The 17,033-nt window shown below is 43.4% G+C and carries 12 protein-coding genes; 3 read left to right on the top strand and 9 right to left on the bottom strand.

Annotated features, from left to right (window positions below; translation table 11 throughout):
* The first annotated feature begins 11 nt into the window (after positions 1–11).
* The gene (gene recQ / locus FN815_RS02525; protein WP_142453038.1) at positions 12–2,240 is read left to right on the top strand and encodes a DNA helicase RecQ; all 2,229 of its coding nucleotides are present in this window, start codon (positions 12–14) and stop codon (positions 2,238–2,240) included.
* Between the two features lie 80 nt (positions 2,241–2,320).
* Here the strand turns inward: recQ and hflC are convergent, their stop codons facing one another.
* The 6 genes from hflC to hisC all read right to left on the bottom strand — a co-directional run bounded on the left by hflC (position 2,321) and on the right by hisC (position 12,239).
* Positions 2,321–3,268, bottom strand: coding sequence for a protease modulator HflC (gene hflC, locus FN815_RS02520; RefSeq protein WP_142453037.1), 948 nt, complete (start codon positions 3,266–3,268; stop codon positions 2,321–2,323).
* Entirely contained in the window at positions 3,268–4,281 is a 1,014-nt protein-coding gene (gene hflK / locus FN815_RS02515; RefSeq protein WP_142453036.1) for an FtsH protease activity modulator HflK, read from the bottom strand. Before hflK ends, hflC begins: the two co-directional genes overlap by 1 nt.
* Positions 4,282–4,406: 125 nt before the next feature.
* Entirely contained in the window at positions 4,407–6,956 is a 2,550-nt protein-coding gene (locus FN815_RS02510) for a PP2C family protein-serine/threonine phosphatase (RefSeq protein WP_246075123.1), read from the bottom strand.
* A gap of 113 nt (positions 6,957–7,069) precedes the next feature.
* Complete coding sequence (locus tag FN815_RS02505; RefSeq protein WP_142453035.1) at positions 7,070–8,818, bottom strand: sensor histidine kinase; 1,749 nt, start codon at positions 8,816–8,818, stop codon at positions 7,070–7,072.
* A gap of 151 nt (positions 8,819–8,969) precedes the next feature.
* Positions 8,970–11,051, bottom strand: coding sequence for a transketolase C-terminal domain-containing protein (locus FN815_RS02500; RefSeq protein WP_142453034.1), 2,082 nt, complete (start codon positions 11,049–11,051; stop codon positions 8,970–8,972).
* Between the two features lie 69 nt (positions 11,052–11,120).
* A complete protein-coding gene (gene hisC / locus FN815_RS02495) occupies positions 11,121–12,239 on the bottom strand; it encodes a histidinol-phosphate transaminase (RefSeq protein ID WP_142453033.1) in 1,119 nt (372 codons plus the stop codon).
* 146 nt (positions 12,240–12,385) lie between these two features.
* Here hisC and FN815_RS02490 point away from each other — a divergent pair, with 146 nt between their 5' ends.
* Both FN815_RS02490 and FN815_RS02485 read left to right on the top strand, forming a co-directional pair.
* Entirely contained in the window at positions 12,386–13,081 is a 696-nt protein-coding gene (locus tag FN815_RS02490) for an SDR family NAD(P)-dependent oxidoreductase (RefSeq protein WP_142453032.1), read from the top strand.
* A gap of 63 nt (positions 13,082–13,144) precedes the next feature.
* Positions 13,145–13,813, top strand: coding sequence for a hypothetical protein (locus FN815_RS02485; RefSeq protein WP_142453031.1), 669 nt, complete (start codon positions 13,145–13,147; stop codon positions 13,811–13,813).
* Here FN815_RS02485 and FN815_RS02480 read toward each other — a convergent pair.
* The 3 genes from FN815_RS02480 to FN815_RS02470 are packed head-to-tail and all read right to left on the bottom strand — an operon-like array spanning position 13,803 to position 16,849.
* Complete coding sequence (locus FN815_RS02480) at positions 13,803–14,660, bottom strand: SGNH/GDSL hydrolase family protein (protein ID WP_142453030.1); 858 nt, start codon at positions 14,658–14,660, stop codon at positions 13,803–13,805. The two genes, FN815_RS02485 and FN815_RS02480, sit on opposite strands and share 11 nt — an antisense overlap.
* Positions 14,650–15,360, bottom strand: coding sequence for an SIR2 family NAD-dependent protein deacylase (locus FN815_RS02475; protein WP_142453029.1), 711 nt, complete (start codon positions 15,358–15,360; stop codon positions 14,650–14,652). The genes FN815_RS02480 and FN815_RS02475 overlap by 11 nt, the downstream gene beginning before the upstream one ends.
* Positions 15,353–16,849 (bottom strand): acyl-CoA dehydrogenase family protein, encoded by a 1,497-nt coding sequence (locus FN815_RS02470; RefSeq protein WP_185957145.1) that lies wholly within the window; start codon positions 16,847–16,849, stop codon positions 15,353–15,355. Before FN815_RS02470 ends, FN815_RS02475 begins: the two co-directional genes overlap by 8 nt.
* Positions 16,850–17,033 lie beyond the last annotated feature (184 nt).

The following is a 17,033-nucleotide window of genomic DNA, read 5'->3' as shown; positions in this document are numbered from 1 at the left end:
TAGAAAAGCTTATGAAATCCACCAAAAATCCCTCTCTTTCTATGCCCGATATTCAGCAAGCGGAACAAGTATTGCATCAAGTCTTTGGCTTTAAGCAATTTCGGCCGCTGCAGCAGGACATTATCGAAAGCATCCTCGCTAAAAAAGACACCCTGGCCATCATGCCCACCGGCGGAGGTAAATCACTATGCTACCAAATCCCTGCGCTCCTATTTGACGGCCTCACTATCGTCGTATCTCCCCTGATCTCGCTAATGAAAGATCAGGTGGATAAGTTAACGGCTTATGGAATCTCCGCTTCTTATCTCAACAGTTCTCTTAGTCCGGAAGACTATCAATCCACTCTGGATGACATCCGTCGCAACCAGCTTGATTTGCTGTACCTGGCCCCCGAAACTCTTTTAAAGCGCAATATCCTGCATTTACTATCCGGGCTGCAAGTTGATTGCTTCGCCATTGATGAAGCCCATTGTATTTCGGAATGGGGGCACGATTTCAGGCCGGAGTACCGGCAATTGTCGGAGGTCAAAAACCGCTTTACCGATGCGGTGTATCTCGGCTTAACCGCTACGGCCACTCCGCGGGTTCAGCAGGATATAGCGGACTCTCTGGGCCTGCGTGAAGCCAATATCTACGTAGCCAGCTTTGATCGCAAGAACTTGTATTTGGACATTGTTAATAAAAACAGTCCGCTGGATCAGACTATCCGGTTTTTGCAAAAACATGAGGATCAGTCCGGCATTATCTATTGTTTTTCTCGCCGGCAAGTAAACGAACTGGCAGAGGATTTGACGGCCAACGGCTTTTCGGCCCTTCCCTATCACGCCGGACTTTCGGAGACTGAGCGCATGGAAAATCAGGAAGCTTTTATCCGGGATGAAACAGACATCATCGTGGCCACTATTGCCTTCGGAATGGGAATTGACAAACCCGATGTACGCTTTGTGATTCATTATGATATGCCTAAAAACATCGAGTCGTATTATCAGCAAATTGGCCGTGCGGGACGGGATGGCTTGCAATCGCATTGCCTGTTTTTGTTCAGTTACAGCGATGCCAACAAAATCCGCTATTTCATTGATCAAAAACCACTGGAAGAACAAAAGGTTGCCGAGCAGCACCTGCAGCAGCTGATGAATTTCGTGGAAACGCACAAGTGCCGGCGAATTAAGCTGCTGGATTATTTTGGGGAAACTTTCGAGGAAGAAAACTGTGGTATGTGCGATATCTGTACCGGCGAAGCACCCGAGCAGGTCGATATCACCATACCGGCTCAAAAATTTCTCTCTACCATGGTGCGTACGGATCAGCGTTTTGGCTTTCATCACATCAAAGACATTTTAGTGGGTTCCCGGCGAAAAGACATCCTGTATAATCACCACGATAAACTTTCGACCTACGGCATTGGAAAAGAGTTCAGCCGAAAGGAGTGGAAACAGTTGTACCGTGAGCTTATGAAGCAAGATATCATTGTGCGGGATATAGAACACAAAAGCCTGAAGCTTGCTCCGAAAGCGGTGGACATCCTTAAGGGAAATAAAGAAGTGTTTGGAGTGATTAAGGAGCCTGACAAGAAAAAAACTATTAAGACTTCAAAAACTGATATCGAAGCACTGGATTATGACCGGGAGTTGTTCCAGCTGCTCAGGGAAAAACGTACGGAACTAGCCCGAAAATACTCGCTGCCTCCTTACATAATTTTTGAAGATACCACCCTGATTGAGATGGCTTATTATTATCCGCAATCCAGCCAGGCATTGTTGAGCATCCACGGGGTAGGCAACAAAAAGCACAATTCTTACGGCGAAGATTTTTTAGGGGTGATACATGAATATTGCAAACATCATGGACTAAAAGAACGCGCCAAAAACGCCGGAAAAATGGCTTATCCCAAAAAGAAAACATTGAGCAAAAATAGCCGACCTTTCCAGGTAGCCAGCTTGTTTAAAGAAGGCAGGTCTGTCAATGAAATTGCTGATACTTTCGGGGTTAAAGAATCAACAGTAATTTCTAATCTCACCAAATATGTGCAGGCCGGATACAAACTCCCCGCTGATCGTATCCGGGAAACTTCTTCTTTAAAAAACAGCCAATTCAAAGAAGTTCAAAAAGCTTTCGAAGAACTTGGTACATCCGTATTGCGGCCTGTTTATGAAGCCACGGACCAACAGGTATCCTACCAGGAAATCAGGATCGTAAAACTGTATTACCTTTTAAGTGACAAGGAAAGCGTGCATTAGCTTTCACTCAAAACCTGTTCACATAAAAAAAGGCGGACCATCTGGCCCGCCTCACACAATTTATGCTTTTCAAACCCTGATCAATCTATCCGATTTAGATAACGGAAAAAGTCACTATCGGTTGACAGGATGATATTGGTTTCCTTGTCCAGGGTTTTACTGTATGCGTTCATTGAACGTATAAAAGAATACAGTTCTCGTGCCTGGGCATTTCGGTTGTATGCAGAATTATAAATGGCTGCAGCCTGGGCATCGGCTTCTCCACGGATAATCTCAGCTTCCCGGAAAGCTTCGGATTGAATACGGGCAAGATCCCGCTCCTTCTCACCATTAATACGAGAGGCTTCACCCTGACCTTCCGAACGGAATTCATCGGCGATGCGATTACGTTCTGAGATCATCCGGTCGTAAACGGTGCGGCGTACGTCTTCCACATAATTCACGCGTTTGATACGAAAATCAAGAATGGCGATACCGAGGTCAGATGCTCGTTGATTTCCTAAATTCTGAATGTCTTCCTGAATTCGCTGCCTGCCGGTGTTAATGTCTTCCAGCGAGTCTTCCACTACTTCCAGCATCAATGCACCGGTAGTATCCGGCTCACGGTTACTGGAGCGTACAATCTCCAACAGGTCGTGTGCAGCAATGGCATTACGGGTTTCACCATCCAGGATATCATCCAGTCGCGATTGGGCACCACGTTCGCTACCCAAACGTTGATAAAACTGTAATGGATCGGTTATCTGCCATCTGGCATATGAATCCACAAAAATAAACTTCTTATCACGCGTTGGTATTTGATTACGGTCGCCATCCCATTCCAAGTAACGCTTATCAAAAAAATTGGCTTTTTGGACAAAGGGGATCTTAAACTTTAAGCCTGGTTCAACCACCGCATCCCCTACCGGATCACCAAACTGGGTGATTATAACTTGCTCTGTTTCATGTACTATATAAAATCCGTCGAGGGCCGTTAGTAAAATGACTACTCCAACAACGGCTGCAATAATTCCTTTTGCCTGTTTCATTAGTTGCCTCCGTTATTGTTTTGGGTTGAACCTGAACGCTGTGCACCTTCTAACTGCATTTGCAACAGGGGCAATACGTTATTTCCGTTCTGATCTGTAATGATTTTTTTACCCATTTTTGGGATAACTTCTTCCATAGTTTCTAAAAATATTCGTCGCTTTGTTACTTCCGGCGCTTTTATATACTCTGCATATAAATCATTAAATCGAGAAACCTCACCCTCAGCGTTATTGACGCGCTCAGAGGCATAACCTTCGGCTCTCTGAATGGTTTCTTCAGCCTGTCCACGGGCACGCGGAATAACCCGGTTATAATCCGCTTTGGCCTGGTTAATCAGGGTTTCTCGTTCCTGCTGAGCCTCATTCACCGCGTTAAAGGAAGGTTTTACCGGGTTTGGCGGGTTGATATCCTGCAGCACAACCTGCTCAATGGTAATGCCAAGTTCATATTCGGTCACCAAGTCTTGGATGAGTTCCTGTGCCCGAATGGAAACTTCAGCACGTCCTACGGTTAGTACCTCATTCACCGTTCGATCTCCAACAACCTGTCGCATTGCTGCCTCAGATATATCAGAGAGGGTAGATTCAGCATTACGGACTTTGAACAAATAACTGTAAGGATCAAAGATACGGTATTGAACCACCCACTCTACATCTGCCAGGTTTAAATCTCCAGTCAGCATTAAGGATTCATCTTCATACCCTGCTTTTCGGTACTGAGATTCAACGCCCGCACTTACGGTACGATAGCCAAACTCTTGTTTCAGTTGCCGTTCAACAGGTACTTTTTCTACCTGATCGATCAGGGGTATTTTGTAATTCAGCCCTGGTTCAACCGTTTCAACATATTTTCCTAACCGCACTACTACACCAACTTCTTCCGGATCTACCGTGAAAAAGGTAGAAAAACCAACGAGCAGCACAATCAATCCGATAACAATCACCCGGATATTTTTTGTAATCTTCTCGAATTGAGGCGGTACATTAAAATCAAAATTTTGATCTTGAGCCATATTAATTCGTTAATTTACTTTTTTGTGAGAGGGAAACACCATAGTACTGCCAATCTACAACCATAAAATATGGTGTTTTGGGATGGCAGCGTTACAGTGCTCTTGTTTTTAAAATAAAGTTTTGCTTAAACCTTCAGGCATATGATAGTGGTATCATCAGCCAATTGATAGTTACTGAACTTTTGAACCGTTCTTTTAATTTCCTGAGCTATCTCATTTGCAGTCAGGTTGTCGGTGTCTATAGATTCAATAAGACGAGGTACCTGGTCAAAACCATAACGTTCTCCTTTTTCGTTTACCGCTTCAGGTAAACCATCAGAATACAACAGGAAGAAATCTCCTTTTTTAAGTACTATTTCTTCGGTTTTGTACTTCACGCCTTGTTTAATGCCTAAGGGATAGGCAGGTTCGGGGGTATGAATGTATTCAGCTATACCGTTTCTTTTCAGGATAGGCCTACAATGACCGGCATTGGCAATACTCATTTTCATGCTGTCCAGCTCATACCGGGCCAGCACACAGGTTATAAATGTTCGTTTATCCGTGCGAAGGAAAATAGGTTCTGAAATCTCCGTCAATACTTCATCGGGGCAATCGTGCTTCATCCTGGACAGTAACAAACCGCTGGTAAAAACTGCCGGCATTGCAGCACGCATGGCCTTGCCTGATACATCCACCACAGCCATCGTCAAAGCTTTAGGCGTACCGTTTTCATCGTTGGTCACCAAATAATCAAAATAATCGCCCCCCACTTCAAAAGAAGGCAGGAAAAACCCATACACATCGATACCATCGGCTTTAGGAGGTTGCAACGGCATTAACTTATACTGGCTTTCACGGGCGATCTCAATCTCCTTTTCTACCCGCAGGTGCTGTGCAATGCGCTCCTCATACTCTGGTATATAATCCCCCACTTCCGAAACGGTTGTACCATAACGATAAGCTGCTACGGCATAAACCACGATCGCAAATACAACTATAATTTGTCCCCAACCTACATAGGCCACATCCAGTGAAGGAGAATTCCAATAGGGCAATACCATGAAAAACACAGTAAACAGCCAAAAACCTGATATCACGCTCAACAAGCCGAACTCGCGAATGGCATACACAAATACCACGGCTATACCGGTATAAATAAGCATATCCTGATAGATGCTTCCGGTGGTACCAATAAGACGTCCCAGCACCGTCATAAATATCCCTGAAAAAACTATAGCTGCTATTCCCACTACCCATTCTTTCTTTATCCAATGCTTCAGGATGGAATAGACAAAACCAATCTGGGCTATGGTTACCAGCCAGGTGGTAGTCCATGCATTCAAGTTGATACTAAATAACTTAAAAGTGATGGAAGGTTCGGTAAAACCAAACTGACTGTCGGTTTGTATCAATATCTGATCCATAAAAAAGACCAGAGAAGTTACGATGCCGATAGCGATCCCTCCGAAAGCCAGACCATTTATGATAGCAGCCCCTGCCTCACTTAAAAAGAATTTGCGTTGCCATAAGGCATCGATTACATCCAGCTGGCTTTGCTTTTGTGTTCGCGCCAGTGCTTCCCAACAGATGTAGGCAAGTGAGGCATAAAGTCCCCCTATAATTGCAAATACTAAATTATTGATATGGGTGATAAAAATTCCCGGATTGCTCAAAAAGGGCTGAAAGGCATCAATAAAAAAGAGGGTGCGCCAGCCGTATAAACCCAGGGCTGTTGCAATCAAAATAAATAATGCCCGGCGCCACTCTACTTTTCCTTTAAAAATATTCCGCACCCCTACTATGATGATAAAGGTGAACAGTACAAATACAGACCCAAACATCAGGGTAACAAATACAATGTTTTCGCCTTCCAGCCCGGCACTGGTTGTAACAAGGTCTACCGGCTCTACATCGTCTTTAGCAACAAATGATTCTATGCTGAATCCAAATTCTGTCCTAAAACCATCCTGGTCATCAATTTCCCTTACTACCGGATTCAGACTTAGTGCAATTTCATCAGGAGCAGAACTGTCGGCCGAGGCAATTTTACGCCAAATAATATTTAAAGACTCTATCTCATCCTCTTCACCCAATGACTGATAGGAACTTTGACCATCCGTTAAGTTTGACAGGTCCGTAGAATCCGAAAAATCCTGCTCGCTCAGTCGGTAGTTGTCCAGTTCGTAATTAAATAAATGCTGTACCACATACTCTGCGATTGTAAGTAAAGAGTCGCCCTGAATAAAGGTAGGATTGGGTTGTTCGGGGTGTGCTTCCATGCGGATAATACGACCGTTGTTTGCGGTAAGCAGCCGTAATCTACCTGAAGATTCAAATACCTGTTCGGTAGTCGCATAATAGCCTTCACTTCCAGCTGCCTCGCCAATAATGCTTTCCCAGCTATGAAGTTGTACGCCCCGTTTATTCAAATCGGCAATGCTTAGTTCTTCCTTTTTCTTGCCGGATATCTCCTGGAAAAAACTCTGGTGTTGTTTACGCATAGAAACAACGGCCAGTGAATCGGTTGAGAAACCAAGTCCCGGTGCCAAGTCCTGAATACGCTCTTCTACCGTTGCTTTACTTTCAGCAATAGGTGCAGACGCAAAAAAATCAATATGGGGGCGAAGGACAAAAAAACACAGAATACCCGCCAAACCGATGGTTAGTAATATGTAGGAGCGTTTATCAATCAACGTAAAAAAGTAGCCCTGTTATTTTTTAAAAATTAAAGCACCAGAAGTAAGTACGAAGAGTTTATCCTTTTTGTTACCTGATACCTAAAAAATATGCCGGGAACAATAACTTTTTATTGATCATGAACAAATTCAATAAAAAATTCACTGCCTTGATTTTCTTTTCTATCTATTACCTGAAACTTAGCTTTTAGCTGACGTGACAGTGTCTTTATCAGGGTGGCTCCCAGGCTGGTTGCCTCTTCAAACCGTGTGGAATCAATCCCAATACCGTTATCCCGTATGGCAACCCTTATTTTATTCTCTTTCTTTTTCACATCAATAAAAATCTTCCCTTCCTTTCCTTCATCAAAAGCATGCTTAAAAGCATTTACTACCAGTTCATTAATAAGCAATGAACAGGGTATAGCCTGGTTGATTGAGAGGGAAATAGGGTCTACATCGGCTACAAGGTCAATATTATTAGAACTGTTGAGGTGCATACTTTGGATAGCCTGTAGCAGATCGTTGACGTATTTATTGTATTTGATATAGGCCAGTGATTCACTCTCATAAAGCATTTCATGCACCAATGCTATTGATTGAATCCTGGTTTGGCTGTCGGTAAGGGCTTTGAGTACTTCTTTATCTTCGGCATTGAAGCTCTGTAATTGTAATAATCCGGAAACTACGGCCAGGTTATTTTTTACCCGGTGATGAATCTCTGCCAGCATCACCTCTTTTTCTTTCAGGCTTTCGCGAATTTCTTTTTCGCGCTCAATACGCTCAGAAATATCACTGGCTACGGAGACCATACCTACCATCTCCCCCTGGCTGTCTCTAAGCCGCGCCTCGGAAAACAATACCGGTATACTGGTATTATCTTTCTTCTTTAGGGCATATTCGTACGAAGTTCCCGACTCTTCAGCTTCCTCATCATCAGGTTTATTCCGTTTATCTAACTCATAAAACTTTTTAGCTGGCTTTCCAATCATCTCTTCCGGTAAATAACCTGTAAGCCGTGCAGCGGCAGAATTAACCCGTTTCAAAATACCGTCGTTGTCGGTTACAAAAAGGGCTTCATGAATAGATTCTATGATATTATCTACATATGTGATGGAAACCGTTTTATTCTGCAATCCCTCTGCCATAGAATTGAAAGCATCTGCCAACTCTCCAATTTCATCTTTTGAGCGATATTCAATGCGCTCATTAAGATTTCCCTGCCCCAGTTTTTTAGCCGCCAAGCTTAACTTTGAAAGCGGATTGGCGATAGAACGGTAAATGTATACCGCAAGAGCGATGGCAAAGAGAACAGAGAAAAGGGTGGCCAGAAAATTAGCCAAAGCCGCTCTATCTAATGAATTTTCCAGCGATCGGTTTCTGCGATCCTGAATATTCAACACATAACTTCTAAGGTCTGTGATTTCCGGAATGATGTTATTCCTGAAATAGGGCTCAATGGAATTAATGAACATTACATTGGCCTGCTCAAAATTTTCAGTCCCCAGCTGCAACCATTCCCGGCTTATAGATTTATATACCTGATAGCTCTTTAACAGTTCAGTCAGATCTTCCGGCAGTTCTTCGTTTTCATTTAGCAGCGCTTTTAACGCTGCAAATGATTCCTCAAAATGTACAAGCTCTTGCTGAAAGTTTTTGGTTTGCTCAGATACAGCGGGTAATTCCTGAAAAGTAGTATTCTCAACATTGGCTTCCAGTCCTTCACGGATGCCGTTTAGAAAATTGAGGCTTTGAAAGAGATTTCTCTCCATCTGCCCTGTGTAAATGACAACTTCAGAGGCTTCATTCACATATCGCATTTGCTCTTCCCGGATGTCAGAAGTAAACCGGTTTGTTATAAAACCAATTAAGGCAAGCAAAAGGCTTATACAGATAAAGCCAATTATTATTTTGGTTCCTAATCTCAAACTATAAAAATCAATTTCAAGGAAGCTCCAAAGTATAGATTCCTCTGTGTAATCTCTATAATCGCAATATTAAAAAAACCTCATGTAACAATTTAAATGCTGCTTAAAAGCTCATTAGTTCATTGATGGCATCTGCTATTTTAGCCTTGGTTGGCAGTACCGACTCCATAAGGCCAACGTTATAAGGAACAGGAATATCAGGCATAGTCAGGCGCTCTACAGGGGCATCAAGATAGGTAAATGCCTCGCGCACAAGCACTGCCGCTATTTCGGCTCCGAAGCCGGCAGTACGGTTATCTTCATGAACGATGATACAGCGGTTTGTTCGTTGGATTGACTCCAAAACAGCCTCTTTATCCCAGGGCATCAGTGTTCTTAAATCCAAAATATCTGCCGAAACACCTGTCTCATCTACGGCTTCTTCGCAACGCTCACACATGGCGCCCCAGGTTACTATTGTCAGATCATCGCCTTCATGAAGTTTCCGGGCTTTACCGAATGGGACTACAAACTCATCTCCCGGGTACGGTTTCCGGGCATATTTCGCATCCAGCAGATTCCGGTGTTCAAAAAAGATGGTAGGGTTGTTACTTCGCATGGCAGATCGAAGTAAACCCACCGCATCTTCAGCATTGCTGGGCATAGCCAGCTGCCAACCGATAGCATGGGTAAAAAACACTTCGTTGCTCATACTGTGCCATGGATCTCCACACTTGGCATGGCCGCCCGGCATCCGCACGACAATGGGAGCAGCAAACCTGTTGGCGGTTCTCCAGCGGGTGGTACCGCAATTATTTAGTTGTTCTGTAGCAGGATCGGCATACTTACGAAACTGTATTTCAGCAACCGGCATCAAACCGGAATACGCCAGCCCGACAGCACGACCAATAATCCCTTCTTCGGAAAGACTGGTGTCAAACACCCGGTCCTCCCCGAACTGAGATTGCAGGTCCATAGTGGCTGCATGCACGCCCCCCTTCATTCCTACATCTTCCCCAAAAACCATGAGTTTTGGATTGGTATCCAGCTCATGCCGTAGCGTTCGCCGGATAGCTTCTACGATGTTGATGCGTTGTTTCTCCGGCTTGGGCTTCTCTGAGCCTTTTGGAAATTCATGACCTTCCGGTGCCAAGCCGCCAATGGTTTGCACCTCATCTTCTGCAAAAGCAAATTTCTCGGTTTTTGAAGCATCGGGTTCATCACGCTGCAAGGCTGCTTCGGTCGCTTCCTCTATCGTCTCTTTGGCTTTCTTTTCCCAGTTCTTCCAGGTTCTTTCCGTAATATGATCCGGCACCATGAAAGCTTTCAATTTTTTTAGCGGATCTTTTTCCTGCTCTTTTTTGAGCAATTCTTCGTCTTTATAAGCCTGATTATCCTGGTAAGAGTGACCATTCAAACGGGGAACCGTCAAACGAATCAGGGCCGGTCCTTTGCGGTCCCGGACATAATTCACCGATTCATCCAATAATTCCGAGGCTTCCACAGGATCAGTTCCATCGCCATCATAGATCTTCAGGTTTTTGAAGGAACGGAGATTATTGCTGATGATCCCGCCCGGCGTTTGGTATTCGCTGGTTACCGATATTCCATAACCATTATCTTCAATATAAAACAGCACCGGCAAATTTTGGGTAGTAGCAATGGTTAAGGCCGACCAAAAACCGTTAGTAGCTACCGAGCCATCCCCACCTAAAATTACTGAGATCGCTTTTTCATATTCCTTTTCACCCAACACATTTCGGCGATACTCAATACCCTGTGCCCATCCGATAGCCGGGGTATATTGGGAACCTACGTCACCGGCCATGGGTAAAACCTTGGGAGCGTCGCTATCGGGCTTATTACAAACCACACCGATATCCCGGCCATCACTATAACCACCTGACTTACCCATTGGAGCGGCCATTGCATCCTCTTCTGACAGTCCTAGACTTAAGAGTAACGGACGCGATCGGTAATAGGCACTGGCTGCATCGTGTTTATTGTTCAAGCGGCTGCCTAACAATATCTGTCCCAATTCATGTCCACGGGCCGAAAATTGATACAGTACGTCCTTATTGGGTACCAATTCATTTTCTTCTTTTTCATCCATCGCCCTCGAAGTAAGCATAAGATGCGCTACTTTTTTCCAATCCACTTTAGGCGCCTTATCCTTAGCACTTGATGCCTTTTTCTTTTTGGCCATAAAAACTATTTACTGCTTAGTTTAAATTTCTTTTTTTGATGTTCGTACCAACAGAATCTATCTGTGATGTCAGACGACAGAAGCGGTAATCTCTTTAAAAGTATTCTCAAAATGATCCATTTCTTCCGGCAAACCTACGGTTATACGAATACAATTTGGAAGCCCAAAAGCATTGATCCTGCGTAGAATCACGCCTTTCTCCAACATCTTTTGGGTGAAATCCGCAGCTTCTTCTTCACTAGGCAAAATCATCATTACAGAATTGGAAACTGACTTCACGTATTCAACATTGTGTTCGTCAAAAAATCGATAGAGGCGTTCTTTACTTTTCTCTACCACCTCAATGCCTTTAGCCAGGAACTCACGATCGTTAAACGCAGCCAATGCTCCCGCCTGAGCCAATGTTGAAGGCTCAAAGGTGAGCTTTGTCTTCATCATATTTTTAATAAGCCGGGGATGAGCAATGGCGTATCCTACTCTAAAGCCCGCCAGCCCATATGCTTTTGAGAAAGTGCGTAAGGTGATCACATTATCGTAGTCGTAGTCCAGCGTAGCCGGATAGTCTTCCACTTTAGTGGCATATTCATAATAAGCCTCATCCATTACCACCAGCGTATCACTTGGCACCTGCTTCATAAGCCATTCAAATTCATCTTTGTTGATGTAGGTGCCGGTAGGATTATTCGGGTTCGCAATGTACACCATCTTGGTGTTCTCGTCCATAGCGCTGGCTATGGCTTTTACGTCATAGCGATAATCCGGTGTTAATGGAATTCGTTTCAAATGCACACCACACACGCCAATCTGAACAAAAAAACCAACGAAAGTGGCATCAGCGGTAATGACGTTTTCACGGTTCAAAAAGAAGGTGCGGCATAAAATAGAAATGATACTCTCAGAACCCGATGCCAACAACACTTGTTCGGGATCTACATTATTGCGTTCAGCAATAGCAGCTCTTAATTTTCGGGCAATAGGATCCGGATAGTCCTGTATACTGCCAAAAGCTTCATCAATGGCAGCTTTTACTTTGGGGCTGCAACCAACCCGATTTTCATTTGAGGCAAGCTTTGCAATTTTTTCCGGCTTGTATTGATCGACAACCTCTGCAATGGTTTTACCGGCCACATACGGCTTCAAATTTTCTATATTACTGGGTACTAATGGTTTACCAGTTTTTTCACTCATTAACTACTAACTTGATTATTGATTACTGACAGCATCAAATTTACCACTAAAAAAGCGCTTTTTCCAAGCATGTGGTAAGTTCTGTGAACTATTTACATTTACAATTGTTTAGCCATTAAATCATAAAAAGACTCTGTTAACTTCCTATGAATAAAACACTATTAATATCAGGCGCAAGTCGGGGGATTGGCTATCAAACGGCCCTGAAATTAGCTAACGACGGACATCACGTAATTGCCACCGCCCGCAGTAAAGATAAGCTTAATGAGCTTGCCAAAGCTGCAAAAAAAGGCAAAATCATTCCTGTAGTGGCAGACCTAACTGAAGTGGCAGGCATTAAACGTATAGCAAATGCAGCTGAAGATTACGACCAGATTCATGGGCTTGTAAATAATGCCGGGGCTGTACATCGTGGACCTTTCATGGAAACCGACCTTTCAACCTGGCAACATCTCATGGATGTAAACCTTTATGCGGCCGTACGCCTGATTAAAGCACTAAAACCCAAACTAAAAGAGGGCAGCCACATCTTAAATATCTCCAGTATGTCCGGTTATCAGGGCAGCTTGAAGTTTGGAGGGCTCACTGCTTATGGAGCAGCCAAAGCAGCAATAGCAGGACTCACAGAAGTTTTGAGTGCCGAATTTGCAGAAGAAAAAATATCCATTAACTGCCTGGCCATAGGAGCTGTGCAAACTGAGATGTTGGAAAATGCTTTTCCTGGCTTTGAGGCTCCGGTTTCTCCTGAACAAATGGGTAGCTACATAGCGGATTTTGTTTTGGACGCTCATCAATTTTATAATGGTAAAATACTGCCTGTTGCTCTAAACGACCCTGATTAACTCTATGGTATTGAGCATCATTATTTGCTAACTTGATCAAAAATAAATTACACCTATATCTATATGTTCCGTAAAAACTTAGTTTTTGTGATTCTTCTCGCTGCACTAACCGTTTTACCGAAGTATGCCTCTGGTCAAACTATTGAAATTCTGGCCGGCAATACCTTGAATGGATCGGTAAATGGAACTTTGCTGGGTGGAGCTACGATGGGATTGACCAATGATTCTGATTTTGGCCCACTACGGGTAGGATTGGGACTTGGTACTTTATATGGGATGGGAGTTGGTGTTTACGATCTCAGCTCTACCGAAGGTTCTGATCTTTTGGTTTCCGGAATGTTCAACGATGGTACCAATACGAGCATCATCGTCTTGCTGGACACTTTTTATGGAGCTGCGGCTGGAGCACTGGTCGTGACTTCCGTAATGTTGGTAGCGAATGAACCTTTGTTAGATGGCCTTCAATATGGTTCCTCCGTAGGAGCTTGGGCTGGGTTTGGCTTTGGCTTATTTGATGCTTTTCTACTTTCAGAACGCACCGTTGTAGGGCAGGCTTATAATCAAGCTTCGCCAAACTCAGCAAATGGACTTTTGGCCGTTAACTTTGATGAAAAGAAAAGCGTTGGTTTTATTTCACCAACGCTAACTCAAACTTTTCAGTTAAATGCAGGCTCCATTCAAAATAAAATCAGTCCTGCAGTAAATCTTGTTAACCTGAAAGTTAGTTTTTAGGCTCAGCCAGTTTTTTAATAATAGCCTTAACGGTTTCCATATGTCCGGATAGGGAATGATGCAGACCATCTGGCAGGTAATTCCAGGCTTGAGGTTTATCATCTCCCATTCGTTTAGCTTGCCCATCCACAATAGCCCCTTGTTTACCGGCTACCAACTCTTGCACCTGGCTTAAATCTCTGGGTTGGATGGTAAAGTCATAGAGAAGGTTCTCATCAAGCATATCGGTTATTACGGGAGCAGGTGTAATCCATATAAGAGGATTGTCAACACGGCTTTCCAGTACGGATTGAATGGTCTCAATATTCTCCCATGTTTCAGAAAGGGGAAGCAGTGTGCGGTCTGGAGCGATATTTAGCCTTAGGGCATCAAAAGTACCAAGAGCAACAATCACCCAATCCGGCTCATTTACCAATACATCCCGGTCTATTCGCCGTAAAGCCTCCGAAGACGTATTATAAGAAACGCCGGCATTGATGAAATTGAAATCAGCTTTTTCAATCGATATTTCAAGCACATGCTTAAGAATGGTAAACCAGCCCTGTGCATCTTCAGTAATGGAATCACCAAAAGCTACAATAGTCTCTTCACCATCCAACGGCAGCCGATCTAAACTATCTACTACTTCATCATCTTTCAGTACTTCTAAAGCAGCTTCTTTGGCGTTCTGTTCAAAATGCTCCCTGTAGCTTTTAAGCTCTTCTTCTTCAATACCAAAAAGTCCTGCCTCTGAGCTCGTATTATTTTTACCGGGAAATAGTGGCACCCTTTTAGAAACATGATAAAAAGGGATCATAAACTGTTCTAATACGCCTTTTTCTTCTTCGCTTGCTTTCTTATTCGCCATTGTTGGTTTTCTCTTTTATAAGTTTGTCTGCTAATTTCCTAACGCCCGTTCCTGCATTTTCTTTATAGTGATGCCAATCTTCCCGATCATAAAGCTGAGGATCTGATGGGTCTACAATGTATTTGGGGATGTTGGGACGGGCATAATCAATTAATCCTGCAGCAGGGTATACTACCAAAGAAGTTCCTATTACGATCAGAATATCTGCGGTGGAAACTTCTTCAGCTGCCGGTTCTATCATAGGCACCATTTCCCCAAACCATACTACATGGGGACGCAACTGCCCACCATCTTCAGCCACATCCCCCATTTCGATAGCATCTGATCCTATATCCTTGATCAGGGAAGGATCATTAATGCTTCTAACTTTTTTGAGTTCTCCATGGAGGTGTAGCACTTGATTTGAGCCAGCTCTTTCATGCAGATCATCTACGTTTTGCGTTACAATAGAAACGTCATAGTGATCTTCAAGTTCAGCTAATGCCAGATGTGCTTCATTGGGTTCTGCCTTGGCTGCCTGCTTCCTTCGTAAATTGTAAAAACTGAGGACGTTTTCGGGATCTTTCCTCCATCCTTCAATGGAAGCTACTTCATTGATGTCATAGCCTTCCCACAATCCTCCTGCATCTCTGAATGTGGCAAGGCCACTTTCTGCGCTGACTCCGGCCCCGGTTATGACAACAATTTTCGTATCAGGCATCCATTAAAGCAAATTTGTACCAATTACTTTCTCTTTCGTAATCTTCAACAACATCGGCATCCCCGCCATGCATATAATTTGCCATAATAGAAGAAATCTCGTCCTCCATGGTTTTAAGGGCATTCTGTACAAGTTCTTTGTTGAATCCCTGATCTTGAAGGCTTAGGGTAAATTCCATGGAAATCATACGTCCCAATACTTTACCGAGATCAACCAATTTTCTCTGTGGCATTTTGGGATCAACTTCAAAATTGAAGGTGTCTTTGAAGTATTCGGAAGATCTCTTGGTAAGTGTAAACTCGCTTAAAAACTCTTTAAGATTTTTACTTTTTAAACGTCTCATTTTCTTCAATACAGATTCAGTAATCTGTTGATATAAGATATCGTTGGATCCTTCAAAAATCTGAAATGGCCGACTATCTACCACCGATCGCCCAGCTATGTGGTCCAAACGGTAGCCCATAGCACCTGTAAGCTGTAGTAAGGACTGAGAAGCTTTTTGCATAAAATCGGTCACTACCGATTTAATAGCATTCGCTTCGATATCCATGCGGGAAGTGTTTTTATCAAGCGGTACTTTACTGCCGGTAAAATTACACATGGCAGAACAAATGGTGAAATATGCCTGAATTTCAGACAAACGGTGTTTCACTTGGTCGTAGTTAAATAAACTTTGGCCGCCTACAAATCTCTGTTTACAGTGGGTTACGGCTTCATCCATCATTCTTCTCAAAAAACCAATACCCATCCCAGGAAACTGCAACCGGCTTCGGTGTAAAAGATCCAGCATCATGGTTACCCCTGTAGACTCAGGCTCAAGTTTATGGGATTTATCTACTTCAATATTGATACGATTTTTACCATAAGGCAGCATATACAGGCCCAGGTTATTGTAATATTCTTCTACTTCAATACCACCATTACGGCTGTCATGGATGAAAAATGAAATATCTCGTTCAAGATCCCCTTTTTCATTCATACCACGGGCGGTAATCAACCAGTAATCGGCCATTCCTGTTAGCCCGCCCCAGTGCTTAACTCCTTCAATTTTGTAAGTGTCACCATCTTTTTCATAGGATGTTTGCATCCTCAGGGCATCAGATCCATAGTCGGGCTCGGTAATCATTAATCCGCCCAACTTATTTTTTTTAATTACACGTCCAAAAATCTCCTTCTTAACGGATTCTTCACCGTAGTTAGCAACTGGTTGCAGAAAAAGGGCCCCATTAATCCCCATCATTAACGAGAGTGGAAGTGATTCATAAGAACTTGCTTCCAGCATAGCCAGCGCTTCAGGGGTATGAGCTCCAAAGCCTCCGTACTCTTCAGGTATAAAAGCGCTTAAAGGAGAAATATCCATGATTTCGTTAAGAGTAGAATCCTCTATTCCTCTAACCAATGTATTTTCATCTGCCTCACTACTGGCAGTAAATACTTCATGGAGCTTTTGTTTGTACTGCTTCAAAAAACTTTGAAAATCCAAATTCATAGCATTGATAGGTTATTAGATCACTTTTATAACACAGAATTATAATATAAACATTCCTAAAAGGGAATTTTGTAATTCTTTGAGAAAACAAAAAAAGCCCCGGATGTTGATCCGGGGCTTGTGGGGTACAAAAAGGAAGGAGGCGACGACCTACTCTACCGCGTAAGCAGTACCATCGGCGCTG

Origin of the sequence: Gracilimonas mengyeensis, from assembly GCF_900182705.1 — a bacterium.
GTDB classification, from domain to species: domain Bacteria; phylum Bacteroidota; class Rhodothermia; order Balneolales; family Balneolaceae; genus Gracilimonas; species Gracilimonas mengyeensis.
The sequence above is the reverse complement of the archived record's forward strand: the minus strand, read 5'-3'. Positions and strand labels throughout refer to the sequence as shown.

Coding starts and splice junctions, on each gene's coding strand:
- hisC (WP_142453033.1), bottom strand. CDS start 12,239: ATGAGTGAAAAAACTGGTAAACCATTAGTACCCAGTAATATAGAAAAT.
- recQ (WP_142453038.1), top strand. CDS start 12: ATGAAATCCACCAAAAATCCCTCTCTTTCTATGCCCGATATTCAGCAA.
- FN815_RS02490 (WP_142453032.1), top strand. CDS start 12,386: ATGAATAAAACACTATTAATATCAGGCGCAAGTCGGGGGATTGGCTAT.
- hflC (WP_142453037.1), bottom strand. CDS start 3,268: ATGAAACAGGCAAAAGGAATTATTGCAGCCGTTGTTGGAGTAGTCATT.
- FN815_RS02480 (WP_142453030.1), bottom strand. CDS start 14,660: ATGGCGAATAAGAAAGCAAGCGAAGAAGAAAAAGGCGTATTAGAACAG.
- FN815_RS02470 (WP_185957145.1), bottom strand. CDS start 16,849: ATGAATTTGGATTTTCAAAGTTTTTTGAAGCAGTACAAACAAAAGCTC.
- FN815_RS02475 (WP_142453029.1), bottom strand. CDS start 15,360: ATGCCTGATACGAAAATTGTTGTCATAACCGGGGCCGGAGTCAGCGCA.
- FN815_RS02500 (WP_142453034.1), bottom strand. CDS start 11,051: ATGGCCAAAAAGAAAAAGGCATCAAGTGCTAAGGATAAGGCGCCTAAA.
- FN815_RS02485 (WP_142453031.1), top strand. CDS start 13,145: ATGTTCCGTAAAAACTTAGTTTTTGTGATTCTTCTCGCTGCACTAACC.
- hflK (WP_142453036.1), bottom strand. CDS start 4,281: ATGGCTCAAGATCAAAATTTTGATTTTAATGTACCGCCTCAATTCGAG.